The organism is Allobosea sp. (assembly GCF_035999205.1).
GTDB lineage: Bacteria > Pseudomonadota > Alphaproteobacteria > Rhizobiales > Beijerinckiaceae > Allobosea.
Genome location: NZ_DASYHA010000026.1, coordinates 351,659 through 364,572, shown reverse-complemented (window position 1 = coordinate 364,572; position 12,914 = coordinate 351,659). Strand labels below are relative to the sequence as shown.

Genomic DNA, 12,914 nt, shown 5'->3' with positions numbered 1-12,914 from the left:
TCGCCCTCAATTGCGTCGCTGCGGATCGACGAGGTCGCGCACGCCGTCGCCGAGCAGGTTGAAGCAGAAAACCGCGGTCATCAGCGCCAGCCCCGGGAAGAAGGCGATCCACCACTCGCCGGAGACGATGAAGCTCGCCCCCTCCGCGACCATGATCCCCCATTCCGGCGTCGGCGGGCGCACGCCGAGGCCGATGAAGGACAACCCCGCCGCGTTCAGGATCGCGTAGCCCATGGTCAGCGACATCTGCACCGCCATGATCGGCATGATGTTGGGCACGATCTGCGTCAGCAGCAGCCGCCAGTCCGAATTGCCCGAGAGCCGTGCCGCCTGCACGAAGCCGGCCTCGCGCCGGACATTCGCCTCGGCACGGGCGACGCGGGCATAAAGCGGGAAATTGATGATCGCCGTGGCGATGACGATGTTGGTGACGCTGTTGCCGAGCGCCGCGACGATGCCCATCGCCAGTACGAAGAGCGGAAAGGCCATGATCGTATCGGCGATGCGCCCGACAAGCTTGTCGACCCAGCCGCCATAGAAGCCCGCCATCACGCCGGCGAGCCCGCCCATGGCGAAGACAAGCGCGACGGAACAGACGGCGATGGTGAAGTCGAGCCGAGTCGCCACGATGACCCGGCTGAAGATGTCGCGCCCGAGTTGGTCGGTGCCGAACCAGTGCCGGGCGCTCGGCCCCTGCAGGGCGGCGTTGGTGTTGCTCGCCAACGGGTCGTAGGGCACGAGCGACGGCCCCAGGATCGCCGCCAGCACGATCAGTGCGAACAGCCCGAAGGCGAGCCCCGTGACCGGGTTCTCGGCGACGATATGGCGGGCATGGGCCCAGATGCTGGTGGAGGGCGGGGCCTCGAAGCGCAGGGCGGGAGGCGGTTCGACCTTGGTCATGTCGTTCATGATCCTCAGCCCTCCAGCCTGACGCGGGGATCGATGACGCCGTAGAGCACGTCGATCATGAGATTCAACGCGACGTACATGATCGCCATGGTCAGCACGAAACCCTGGATCGGCGCATAATCCGAGGCGATCAGCGCCTCGACCGCGTAGGAGCCGACGCCCGGCCAGGCGAAGACCTTCTCGACCAGCACATTGGCCCCGAGCAGGAAGGAGAACACCATGCCGAGCGTGGTCACGACCGGCAGCATCGCGTTGCGGAAGGCATAGGTGCCGATGACCTTGCGGCTGGAGAGACCGCTCGCCCGCGCGGTGCGCACGAAATCGGCGCCGAGCACCGCCAGCATCGAGGCGCGCGTCATGCGGGTGATCGGCGCCAGCGAGAAGATCGCCAGCGTCACCGCGGGCAGCATGATCTGCGCGAAGGCGGCGCGGAAGGTCTCGCCGTCGCGCGCCAGCAGCGAGTCCACGAGGTAGAATCCGGTCACGCGCGCCGGCTCCGAGGCGAAGACGTCGAGCCGCCCGAGCGGCGCCGGCGCCCAGCCGAGCCGGAAGTAGAAGACGTAGACCAGGAGCAGGCCGGTGAAGAACACCGGCAGCGAAACGCCGGCCGTGGCCACGATGCGGCAGAGATGGTCGATCCACGAACCCTGCCTCACGGCCGCGAGAACGCCGAGCGGAAGCGCCACCATCATCGCAAGCAGCAAGCCCGCCAGGGTCAATTCGCCGGAAGCCGGAAGCCGCGCTGCGAGATCGGCCGTCACCGGCTGGCCGGTCGTCAGCGACGTCCCGAGATCGCCACGCAGCAGCGCGCCGACATAGGAGACGAACTGCACCGGCAGAGGCTGGTCGAGCCCGAGCTTGCTGCGGATCTCGGCGATCGCCTCGTTCGAGGCGGCAGGTCCCGCGAAGTAAGCCGCCGTATCGCCCGGCAACACCCGCGTCAGCAGGAAGGTGACGATGATCACGCCGATGACGGACGGGATCGTCGTCATCAACCGCGCGCCGATCATGCGCAGCATGGGGAAGCCTCCATCATGGCGTTCGACCTGTCCGTCATTCTCGGGCGGCGCGGAGCACCGACCCGAGAATCTCAGTCCGGAGATGCTCGGGTCTTCGCCCGAGCATGACGCTCTTCAGCGCATCAGCGTCACACCATGCCCTTGCTGAGATAGCGGAAGTCCGGCTCGCGGCAGGGCTGGAACTGGTAGCCGCCGATCGACTTCTGCAGCGCGACGTCGTGGGTCGGCTGGTTGATCGGCACCATCGGCACCTCGCTGTTCACCAGCTTGATGAAGTCGATGACATTGGCGTCGTAGGAGGCCTTGTCCGGTGCGAAGCGGGCGGCATCGACGAGCTTGTCCAGTGCCGGGTTCTGATAGGCGGCGATGTTGAAGATCGAATTGTTGCCGTGCATCGTCCAGAACAGATAGTAGTCGGGGTAGTCGAGCCAGCCGGCGAAGCGGTTGAGGACCATCGGATTGGTCTTCTTGGCGATCTCGGTGCGGAAATTCGCGCCCGGCACCTTGTTGATCTCGACCGTGATCCCGATCGTTGCCAGCGCTTCCTTGATCAGCACCGCCATCGGCTCGGCGACGGTCGCGTTGCCGGCGTCGAAATAGAGCGTCGTCGAGAACGGCCCGCCTGCAGCGTCGACCAGCGCCTTCGCCTTGGCCGTGTCCGAGGTGTAGGGGAAGGGCTGCGGCCAGGCGACCTTCGGCGTCGTACCGCCGTCCATCGAAACGCCGCGACCGAACAACGCGGCCTGCTTGATCTTCTCATAGGGCATCACCCAGGCGACGGCCTGGCGCAGGCGGACATCCTTGAACGGGCCGACCTGCGTGTTGAGATAGCAGCCCCAGACGCCGTTCGGGATCGGAACGCCGACGACGTTGATCTTGCCGGCGTCGAGCAGGTCCTTGAAGTCCTTCGGCGGCAGCCCGTATGACACATCGGCATCCCCGCGCTCGATCAGCGCGCGGCGGGTCGAGGGCGAGGCGATGTCGCGCGCGATGATACGGCGCAGTTGCGGCAGCTTTCCGCAGGCCCAGGCGTCGTTGCGGACATAGATCGTCTCGACGCCGGGCTTCCAGCTCTCGACCTTGTACGCGCCCGAGCCGGCGATGTTATTCTTGAGGTATTCCTTGGCGTGCGGATCGCCGCCCGAGTTCGCGATCGCCAGCTCGGAATCGAACACGAAGGGGATGGTGACCGCGAGGTTCGGCAGTGTCATCTTGTCCTTGCGGACGAAGTCGACGCGGAAGGTCTTGTCGTCGACGACGACGAACTGCTCGGGCTTCTCCAGCGAGCCGGCATTCATCTGCGTCGTGGCGAAGCCGCCGATCGTGCAGGCGCGGTCGAGCGACCACTTGACGTCCTTGGCCGTGACCTGGCGACCCGAATGGAACTTGGCGTCGCGCAGCTTGAAGGTGCAGCTCATGCCGTCGGAGGCGACCTGCCAGCTTTCCGCCAATTCGCCCTCGAGCTCGCCCATCGAGATCGTGTTGCCGCCACCGCCCGGGATCGGCACCGGCTTGAAGCGCAGCAGCCGGTCATAGCAGTTCAACGCGACGCCGTTCACCGGCTGCGACGAGCCGATGCCCTGCATGTCCAGGCTGTTGGGGCCATATTCCTGCACGAGCAGCAGCGTCTCGTTGCGACCCGGAGCCTGGGCCTGAGCACTGCCCTTCGCCACGAAGGGAGCAGCAAGGCCTGCTGCGATAGCTGTGCGGCGCGTGATCATCGACGATGGTCCTTGTGTTTCGCAGGGTTGGAGTGAGGCGAGGGAACGGACCGGCGGTCCATGCATGCCGCGTGCCGCCGGTCGCAGGCCGTCAGCCGGCCCAGCGGCCCGCATGGGAACCAGGACGACGGTGTCCCCACGAAAACTTGACGGCGAAGCATCGCGCGCTCCCGGCGCCACCATGGCGCGACGGGTTTTTACCTAGCAGGGAGCATGCCAACCGCAGGGCCTTGTTTTTGCTGGCATATTCCCGCCAGCTCGCTCCGACGGCTGAAAAAATTCACGCATCATGTATGCATGAGCATCAAACATGCTCAATTATTCACCATTACAGAGATCGCCCATGTTGCGGGCGTAACGCATTCTTAAGCGGCGAGATGGCCGCTCCTTGCATCGACGCGAATCCGGCGGTGCTATCGCCGAGCCGCGCGGCAGTCGCGAGCCCATGGAACAGCGATGCGCGCAAGGCAGATCGAAGTCTTCAGGATGGTGATGCGCCTGGGCACGCTGACGAGCGCGGCCGAGGCGCTGAACGTGTCGCAGCCCGCGCTGAGCCAGATTCTTCTGCACACTGAGGACGAGCTCGGCTTCAAGCTCTTCCTGCGGGTCAAGGGCAGGCTGATCCCGACTCCCGAGGCCGAAGAGCTCTACCCCGAGGTCGAGCGCCTTTTCGGTGATCTCGAAGCTCTGCGCCGCCGCGCCGGCGATCTCCGCCACGGCAAAGCCGGGATCGTGCGCCTTGCCGCCTCGGCGCCGCCCTCCCTGTCGCTGGTTCCGGAGGCGCTGCGCCATTTCCGCGGCGCCCATCCGGACATGCGCATCCTCTCCTATGTCGTGCCAGCCGAGATCATCATGAGCATGCTCGACAGCGGCCAGGCCGGCCTCGGCATCGCGATGACAGACGAGCGCGTGCCGGGGATCGACACCGAAATCATCGGCCGCACCCGCATCGTCTGCGTGCTCCCGGCCGCCCACCCCCTCGCTGGGCGGGAGGCCATCGCTGCCGCCGATCTCGACGGCGAGACACTGATCTCGTACCGCGCGACCTCCCTGCCCGGCCAATTGCTGCGCGCCGCGCTCGGGCAAGAGGGCATCGACTTCCAGCCGGAGATGGAAATCGACGTCTCGATCATCGCTTTGGCCTTCGTCCAGCAGGGCCTCGGCATCGCGGTGGTCGACGGGCTCTTGCCCTGGCACAGCTTTCCTGGGCTGGTGACACGGCCCTTCCTGCCCGAGGTCTCGCTACCGCTCTGCCTGCTCACCAGCGCCCGCCGGCCGCTGTCGCGCAGCCATGATTTGCTGCGCAGCCATCTTCGCACCGCCTGCCGCGAACTCGGCCTCGACCAACCCAAGGGCCCAAATCCATAAGCGTGACTTATGCGATCCGGGAGCTTTGCTCTTTGACGCCGGCCGCCGCCAAGCCCAACACTGCGCCGACATCACGCACACAGGCGAACCATGAGCTGGCGTATCGGCGTCGACATCGGCGGCACCTTCATCGACTTCTGCGCCCTCGAGACCGGGAGCAACCGTTTCGAGACCATCAAGGTCCTGACCACGCCGGACGAGCCGGGCAAGGAACTGCTCGACGGCCTCGGCCTCCTGCATGAGCGCCATGGCGTCGCGCCGCAGGAGGTCGCCTCCTTCGTCCACGGCACCACGGTCGGCATCAACACGATCATCCAGCGCAAAGGCAGCCGGCTCGCGCTGATAACCACGGCCGGCTTCGAGGACGTCATCGAGCTGGCGCGGCTGCGCATGCCCGACATGTATTCGCTGTTCTGCGCCAGGCCCGAGCAGCTCATCCCGCGCGACCGCATCTTCGGCGTCCGCCAGCGCCAGCTCGCCAGCGGAGAAATCGCGGAGCCGCTCGACGAGGACGGGCTGAAGGCCATCGTCGCCGCCATCCGCGCCAAGGGCGTCGACGGCATCATCGTCTCCTTCCTGCATGCCTATCGCAACGGCGCCCATGAAGCTCGGGCACGCGCCATGATCGCGGAACTGGCGCCAGAACTCTTCGTCTTTACGACCAATGAGGTCTGGCCTGTCATCCGCGAATACGAGCGCACCACCACCGCGATCCTGAACGGCTATGTCCACCCCCGCGTCGCCGGCTATCTGACGGCACTGGAGAAGGCGCTCGCCTCGCGCGGAGTGCCGGCCGGGCCGATGCTGACCAAGTCGAACGGCGGCGTGATGAACGCACAGACCGGCAAGCGCGCCTGCGTCAACATGCTGCTCTCGGGCACGGCATCGGGAGTCATCGGCGCCTCCTGGCTCGCCGAGCAGGCCGGCATCGGCAACATCCTGACGCTGGACATCGGCGGCACCAGCGCCGACCTCGCCCTCATCATCGACGGCAAGCCGCAATTCGGCACCGGCGAGGTCGTCGGCGACTTCCCGCTCTTTCTGCCCTCGGTGTCTGTCACCTCGATCGGCAGCGGCGGCGGCTCGATCGCCTGGGCGGACGATTTCGGCGTGCTCAAGGTCGGCCCGGAAAGCGCCGGCTCGACGCCCGGCCCCGCCTGCTACGGACGCGGGGGTACCCGTGCCACCGTCACCGATGCGATGGCGGCAAGCGGCTTCCTCGGCCACACTCCCCTCGCCTACAACCAGATCGGCATGGATCGCGCCCGCGCCGACACCGTGATCGGCGAACTCGCCACGAAGCTCAGCCAGACGCCGCAGGCCACCGCCGAGGCGATCATCGCCGTCGCGGTCTCCGAGATGTTCGTCGAGGTCAACAAGCTCGTCGCGCGCTATGGCGTCGATTTGCGCGACTTCACGCTGATGCCCTTTGGCGGCGCCGGCCCCATGCTCGGCTGCTTCCTGGCCCGCGAGCTCGGCATCCCCCGCGTGCTGGTGCCGCACCGGCCGGGGGTGGTCAGCGCGCTTGGCGGGCTGATCGCCGATCTGAAGGGCGATTTCATCCAGACCGTCTTCGCCGCCGCCGTGCCGGAGTCGCTGCCTTCGCTGCGCGAAGCGCTGGCCCGGCTGAAGGCGGATGGACAGGCCTGGATCCGCGGCGATCAGAAGTTCACCGGCCCGGTGGTCGAGACCCTGACCGCCGATATGCGCTATCACGGCCAGTCCTTCGAGATCGAGGTCGCGCTCTTGGAAGGATGGCTGGCAGAAGGCGATCTCGGCAGGATCACCGAGGCTTTCCATCGCCAGCATCTGGCGATCTACGATTTCAACGACGTTGCCGCCGAGGTGCAGATCGTCAACCTGCGCCTCGTCGTCAGCGGCGCCACCCCCCGCCCGAACCTGACGCCTGCGGCGGTGACGCCGGCCGCAACAGCGACGCCGGAGCGGACGATCGAGGTCTGGCTCGACGGCGCGACGCGCGAAGTCCCGCTCTATCACCGCGACGCCCTGCGCAATGGGCATCGCTTCGAAGGCCCCGCCGTCGTCGCGCAGCAGGACACCACCGTCTGCATTCCCGAAGGGTTCGACGCCGAGGTCGATGCCTGGCTCAACCTTCACCTCATCCTGCGCTCGGAGGCCTGATCATGGTCGACAAGGTGACTTTGCAGGTTCTCGCGAACCATTGCCGGGCGGCGGCCGAGAACATGGCCTACACGCTCTACCGCACCGCCCACTCGACCTTCGTCAAGGAGACCGAGGACTTCACCGTGATGGTAATGGACCGGACCGGCCGCGTCGTTGCCGTGCCGATGGATCTCGGCGCGACCTGGTATCCGGGCATGAACTACAACCGTGCGATCGACCTCGTCGACGAGTACCGGCCGGGCGACATCGCCTTCACCAACGACCCCTATAGCGGCTATCTCGCGACCCATGCGCCGGACACGCATCTCTGGAAGCCGATCTTCCATGACGGCGAGATCGTCTGCTTCGTCGGCGGCCATGTCCACAATACCGATATGGGCGGCGCGGTCCCCGCGAGCCTCTCGCGTTCGCTGACCGAGATCCATCAGGAAGGCATTCGCTTCCCGCCCATGACACTGATGCGCGACGGCGCCTTCGACGAGAAGGTGCTGTCGATCATGACGATGAATGTCCGCAAGCCGCATCTCAACATGGGTGACCTCAAGGCGCTCGCCGGCGCGCTCAACACCGGCGAGCGCAAGATCCTGGCGATGGTCAAGAAGTTCGGCGCCAAGGGCTTCATGGACGGTCTCGACGGGCTGATGGACTATGCCGAGCATCAGGCTCGCGAAGTCCTGCGCTCGATGCCGGATGGCGAGTATTTCTTCTCGGACTACGCCGATGAGGACGGCGTCGACGGCAATCCTTGCCGGCTGGCGCTGAAGCTCACCATCAAGGGAGACGAGGCGATCCTCGACTTCACCGGCTCGGACCCGCAGCTCGGCTCCTCGCTCAACGTCCCTACAGGCTCGGATCCGCGCCACACCCTCCTGCTCGTCGGCGTCTACTATGTGCTCTACACGCTGAACCCGCAGCTCCTGCTCAACTCCGGTCTGACCCGTCCCTTCACCTGCATCGCGCCGGAAGGCACGGTACTGAACCCCGCCTTCCCGGCGGCGGTGGGCATGCGCAGTCTGACCTGCGCGCGTCTGCGCAGCCTGATCTTCGGCGCCTTCAGCCTCGCCGTACCCGAGCGCATGCCGGCCGCGCCAGCGGGCTCGAGCTCGATCGTGAACGTCATGACCACCGACGAGCGCACCCATCGCAGCGTCATCGCCGCGATCAACCCGGTGGTCGGCGGTGGTGGCGGCATGCCCCACCGCGACGGCCCCAATGGGTCCGGCGCGGACGCCGCCTATCTCAAGAACACGCCAATCGAGATCACCGAGACCGAGGTGCCGATCCAGTTCGTGCGCTACGGCCTGCTGCCGGATTCCGGAGGCGCTGGCCGCTGGCGTGGCGGGCTCGCCACCGTCATGGAGTTCAAGGTCTTCTCGCCGAACTCGCGGATCACCGTGCGCAATCGTGACCGCTCGATCTTCCGCCCCTGGGGCACGCTCGGCGGGCTATCGGCCGAGACCTCGAACTTCATCATCAATCCCGGCGCCGCCAACGAGCGCGTGCTCGGCAACACCGACATCGCCATCGCCGAACCGGGCGACGTCATCCACATCCATTCGCCTGGCGGCGGCGGCCGGGGCTGCCCGCTCGACCGCGAGCCCGAACGCGTGCGCCTGGATGTCGAGCGCGGCTATGTCAGCGATGCGGCCGCGAAGGATCGCTACGGCGTCGTCCTGTGCGACGGCGCGGTCGATGCCGACGCGACGACCAAGCTGCGGGCGACGATGCGCGAAGCCGTCCACAGATCCCATTTCCACTTCGGCCCGGAGCGCGATGCCTTCGAGAGCGTCTGGCACGCACGCAACTACGACGCCCTGACACGGCTCCTCGCAGCACTGCCGGTGCACTGGCGCTTCTTCGTCAAGACGAAGGTCTTCGCCGCAATCAGCGACGATCGGAACGCAAACGATGTCCCGGCTGCCTTCGCCGCGGTCCGGCGCGACTATCCGCAGGTTCCCCAAGTGGTAGCAACGGCCGCCTGATATCTGCGATCGCCGGATCGGCCCCGCCATCGTCGCGGTATCGAACGCCGATCGCCTGCAACAGGCCCGTGGAATATGCCGATTCACCCTGCGCCTTCGGCATAGGCTTCTGCGGGGATGGGGTGATATCGGGCTCTTGCAGCCGAGCTTCGCCAAAGGATTCAGGAAACCCGATGTCTCCTCCGGTCACCCGCGTCCACAGCGACGAGACGCTGCCTCCCTCCGCCGATGTCGTCGTGATCGGCGGCGGTATCGCCGGCATCACGGCCGCCTACCATCTCGCCAAGAAGGGCCATTCCGTGGCCGTGGTCGAGAAAGGCTATGTCGCGGGCGAGCAATCGAGCCGCAATTGGGGCTGGTGCCGCCAGCAGAACCGCGACCTGCGCGAATTGCCGCTGGCCCAGCGCGCCGTCGAGATGTGGAACGGGCTGAACGAGGAACTCGGCGCCGACACCGGCTTCCGGCGAACCGGCCTGGTCTATGTCACCACCAAGCAGTCGGATCTGAACGCCTGGTCGGGATGGGTCGACAAGGCTCGCGAGATGCAGATGCATAGCCGCGTGCTCTCGGCCGCGGAGGCCAAGGCGATGTCGCCGGGTTCGACCGAGAACTGGATCGGAGGCATTCACTCTCCGACCGACGGCAAGGCGGAGCCGGCGCTCGCGGTCCCGGCCTTTGCGGAAGCCGCTCGCAGGCTGGGCGTCACCATCCACCAGGATTGCGCGGCACGCGGGCTCGAGACCTCGGCCGGGCGCGTCTCGGCCGTCGTCACCGAGAAGGGCACGATCAAGACCAGCACGGTGCTCGTCGCGGGCGGCGTCTGGACCTCGATGTTCTGCCGCCACCATGGCATCGACATGCCGCTCGCCGGCGTTCAGTCGACCTCATTCTTCACGGCGCCTGCACCCGAGATCACCACGGGCGGCATCTCGACGCCGGACGTCACCTTCAGGCGGCGCCTCGACGGCGGCTATACGATCGGCATCAGCGGGCGCGGCCTGCTCCGGCTCAGCCCGCAGGGCATGATGTACGCCAAGCCGTTCTGGCGCACCTTCAAGAAGCGCCACAAGCTCCTGACCATCCGCGCCGACAAGACCTTCTTCGCCGGCCCCGAAGCCTTGATGCGCTGGAGCAATGACAGTGTCTCCCCCTTCGAGCGCATGCGCACTTTCGACCCGCCGCCGCAGGAGAAGCTGATCTCATTCGCGCTCAAGCGCATCGGCGAGATCTATCCGCAGCTCGGCAATGTGAAGATCATGCACAAATATGGCGGGCTGATCGACTTCACGCCGGACTGGGTGCCGGTGATCTCGGCGATCGACAAATTGCCGGGCCTGCATGTCTCGGCCGGCTTCAGCGGCCACGGCTTCGGCGTCGGCCCGGCCGCCGGGCGCCTCGCCGCCGACATCGTCGCGGGTGACGCTCCGATCGTCGATCCCCACCCCTATCGCTACAGCCGCCTCGTCGACGGCACCGATCTCGGCGAGCCCGGCCTGATGTGAGCAGGCCGGTGGCCCATGCGTCGGCATGCATGGATTTCGCGAGGCGGCGGCGATAAGCCGGTAGCCTGAGCGAAGGCGGAGAATCGATCATGCTGCGGACCGTGCAAGGCTGTGCCGAGGACCTCGCGACGGGGGTCGTGACCTCGCGCGCTCTGGTCGAGGAATGTCTCAGCCGGATCGCCGACACCTCTGGAGAAGGCGCTCGCGCCTTCATCTCCGTCTCCGCGGATGCCGCGCGCGCCTCGGCCGATGCCTATGACGCCCTGCGCCGCGCTGGCCGCGCGCCTTCGATCTTCGCTGGCATCCCCTTCGCGGTGAAGGACCTCTTCGACGTCGCCGGCGAGCGCAGCATGGCCGGCTCGCGCGCCCTGGCCGACGCCCCGCCCGCAAAGGCCAGTGCACCGACGATCGCACGCATGCTGGCTGCGGGCTTCATCCCGATCGGCCGAACGAACATGACGGAATTCGCCTATTCCGGCATCGGCGCCAACCCGCATTACGGCACGCCGCTCAGCCCCTGGGACCGCGCCTCCGGCCGCATTCCCGGCGGCTCCTCCTCGGGCTCCGGCGTAGCGGTCGCTGACGGCATGGCGGTGGTCGCACTAGGCAGCGACACCGGCGGCTCCTGCCGTATCCCCGCCGCGCTCTGCGGCATCGTCGGCTACAAGCCGACGGCCAACCGCGTGCCGCTCGACGGTGTCGTCCCGCTCTCCGGAAGCCTCGACTCGCTCGGCCCGCTCGGTGCCAGCGTGTCCTGCTGCGCCATCGTCGACGCGATCCTGGCCGGCGAGGCACCGGCGCTGCCAACGCCCCGGCCGCTGGCCGGTCTGCGCCTGGCGATCCCCAAGGAGATCATGCGCGACGGCATGGACGCCACCGTCGCCGCCACGTTCGAGCGTGCGGTCGCCCTGCTGAGCGCCCAGGGCGCCCATCTCGTCGAGGTCTCATTCCAGCCTCTGCTCGATCTCGTCGCCGCCCAGCGCCGCGGCGGCTTCCCCGGGCCGGAATCCTATGACTGGCACCGCGACCTCCTCGCGGCGAAGGGTGATCTCTATGACCCGCGCGTCCGCAGCCGGATCGAGTTCGGCGCGAGCATGACGGCGGCCGACTATGTCGCCCTGGCGTCGGCGCGCCGGCGTATCATTGCAGCGATGAACGCGCTGACCGCCCCCTATGACGCCCTGCTGATGCCGACCTGCCCGATCGTCGCGCCGCGCATCGACGAACTGGCCGAGGATGCTGAGTATTTCCGGCTCAACGCGCTGCTGCTGCGCAATCCCAGCATCGGCAACTTCCTTGACCGCTGCGCGATCAGCCTGCCCTGCCAGCGGCCGGGTGAGGCGCCGGTCGGGCTGATGCTGATGGGCGAGACCGGCGGCGACGCCTCCCTCTTCGCCGTCGCGGCCGGCGTCGAGGCCGCCTTGGCCTCCTGAGGCAAACGGTCCAGGTCTGCCGCGGCAATCCGTGCTGCCGAGGCCGGCACGATCGGCATAAACTTGGGCGAGCAGCCCGCAAATGCGTGCCCGCCGCCGGACCGCGCGGCTAGCTTTGGCCAGTCGGCGGCAGCGCCCGCCCCTGAACAATGCGAGCGGACCCATGAGCACCTGGCGGCCGAAATTCATCACCTTCGACTGCTACGGCACGCTGATCAATTTCGAGATGGGGCCGGCCGCCCGCCGCGTCTATGGCACGCGCCTTTCGCCCGAACAGATGGACGCCTTCGTCGCCGATTTCAGCGCCTATCGGCTCGACGAGATCCTCGGCCCATGGAAGCCCTATCAGGACGTCGTCCACAACGCGGTGGAGCGCACGTGCAAGCTGCAGGGCGTTGCCTATGACCGCGCCGATTCCCAGCTTATCGTCGATGAGATCACGAGCTGGGGTCCGCATCCGGACGTGCCCGCCGGCCTCGCCAAGATCGCCGACGAAATCCCGCTCGTCGTGCTCTCGAATTCGATGACGGCACTCATCCCGCACTCTGTCGCAAAGCTCGGGGCGCCTTTCCACGCCGCCTACACCGCCCAGGAAGCGCAGGCCTACAAACCCCGCATGCAGGCCTTCGAATACATGTTCGACCAGCTCGGCTGTGGGCCCCAGGACGTGATGCACTGCTCGTCCAGCTTCCGCTATGACCTGATGACGGCCCACGACATGAAGATCGGCAAGCGCGTCTGGGTAAACCGCGGCCACGAGCCGGCGAACCCCTATTACGGCTATACCGAGATCAAGGACATCGGCGGCCTGCCGGCTCTCGTCGGGCTCTGAGGC

9 protein-coding genes are annotated in these 12,914 nt (G+C 66.9%); 6 read left to right on the top strand and 3 right to left on the bottom strand.

What is annotated here, in order from left to right; genetic code table 11:
• Positions 1-6: 6 nt before the first annotated feature.
• The 3 genes from VGN82_RS23680 to VGN82_RS23670 form a co-directional block, all read right to left on the bottom strand.
• Positions 7-900 (bottom strand): ABC transporter permease, encoded by an 894-nt coding sequence (locus tag VGN82_RS23680; protein ID WP_327529939.1) that lies wholly within the window; start codon positions 898-900, stop codon positions 7-9.
• Positions 901-914: 14 nt separating this feature from the next.
• On the bottom strand, positions 915-1,928 hold the full coding sequence (locus VGN82_RS23675; protein WP_327529534.1) for an ABC transporter permease: 1,014 nt from the start codon (positions 1,926-1,928) through the stop codon (positions 915-917).
• Positions 1,929-2,056: 128 nt separating this feature from the next.
• A complete protein-coding gene (locus VGN82_RS23670; protein ID WP_327529533.1) occupies positions 2,057-3,649 on the bottom strand; it encodes an ABC transporter substrate-binding protein in 1,593 nt (530 codons plus the stop codon).
• 456 nt (positions 3,650-4,105) lie between these two features.
• Here VGN82_RS23670 and VGN82_RS23665 point away from each other — a divergent pair, with 456 nt between their 5' ends.
• The 6 genes from VGN82_RS23665 (at position 4,106) to VGN82_RS23640 (ending at position 12,911) form a co-directional block, all read left to right on the top strand.
• Complete coding sequence (locus VGN82_RS23665) at positions 4,106-5,017, top strand: LysR family transcriptional regulator (protein WP_327529532.1); 912 nt, start codon at positions 4,106-4,108, stop codon at positions 5,015-5,017.
• Positions 5,018-5,107: 90 nt separating this feature from the next.
• Positions 5,108-7,159: a hydantoinase/oxoprolinase family protein gene (locus VGN82_RS23660; protein ID WP_327529531.1), complete on the top strand. Its 2,052-nt coding sequence runs from the start codon at positions 5,108-5,110 to the stop codon at positions 7,157-7,159.
• A gap of 2 nt (positions 7,160-7,161) precedes the next feature.
• The gene (locus tag VGN82_RS23655) at positions 7,162-9,144 is read left to right on the top strand and encodes a hydantoinase B/oxoprolinase family protein (RefSeq protein WP_327529530.1); all 1,983 of its coding nucleotides are present in this window, start codon (positions 7,162-7,164) and stop codon (positions 9,142-9,144) included.
• A 173-nt stretch (positions 9,145-9,317) separates the two neighbouring features.
• The gene (locus VGN82_RS23650) at positions 9,318-10,646 is read left to right on the top strand and encodes an NAD(P)/FAD-dependent oxidoreductase (RefSeq protein WP_327529529.1); all 1,329 of its coding nucleotides are present in this window, start codon (positions 9,318-9,320) and stop codon (positions 10,644-10,646) included.
• Between the two features lie 89 nt (positions 10,647-10,735).
• Positions 10,736-12,079, top strand: coding sequence for an amidase (locus tag VGN82_RS23645; protein WP_327529528.1), 1,344 nt, complete (start codon positions 10,736-10,738; stop codon positions 12,077-12,079).
• A gap of 163 nt (positions 12,080-12,242) precedes the next feature.
• Positions 12,243-12,911 carry a haloacid dehalogenase type II gene (locus VGN82_RS23640; protein WP_327529527.1) on the top strand — a complete coding sequence of 223 codons (669 nt, stop codon included), beginning with the start codon at positions 12,243-12,245 and terminating at the stop codon, positions 12,909-12,911.
• The last annotated feature ends 3 nt before the right edge of the window (positions 12,912-12,914 follow it).

Bases quoted from the DNA above. Each gene is read 5' to 3' on its own strand.
- VGN82_RS23675 (WP_327529534.1), bottom strand. From the start codon at position 1,928: ATGCTGCGCATGATCGGCGCGCGGTTGATGACGACGATCCCGTCCGTC.
- VGN82_RS23645 (WP_327529528.1), top strand. From the start codon at position 10,736: ATGCTGCGGACCGTGCAAGGCTGTGCCGAGGACCTCGCGACGGGGGTC.
- VGN82_RS23670 (WP_327529533.1), bottom strand. From the start codon at position 3,649: ATGATCACGCGCCGCACAGCTATCGCAGCAGGCCTTGCTGCTCCCTTC.
- VGN82_RS23660 (WP_327529531.1), top strand. From the start codon at position 5,108: ATGAGCTGGCGTATCGGCGTCGACATCGGCGGCACCTTCATCGACTTC.
- VGN82_RS23650 (WP_327529529.1), top strand. From the start codon at position 9,318: ATGTCTCCTCCGGTCACCCGCGTCCACAGCGACGAGACGCTGCCTCCC.
- VGN82_RS23680 (WP_327529939.1), bottom strand. From the start codon at position 900: ATGACCAAGGTCGAACCGCCTCCCGCCCTGCGCTTCGAGGCCCCGCCC.
- VGN82_RS23665 (WP_327529532.1), top strand. From the start codon at position 4,106: ATGCGCGCAAGGCAGATCGAAGTCTTCAGGATGGTGATGCGCCTGGGC.
- VGN82_RS23655 (WP_327529530.1), top strand. From the start codon at position 7,162: ATGGTCGACAAGGTGACTTTGCAGGTTCTCGCGAACCATTGCCGGGCG.
- VGN82_RS23640 (WP_327529527.1), top strand. From the start codon at position 12,243: ATGAGCACCTGGCGGCCGAAATTCATCACCTTCGACTGCTACGGCACG.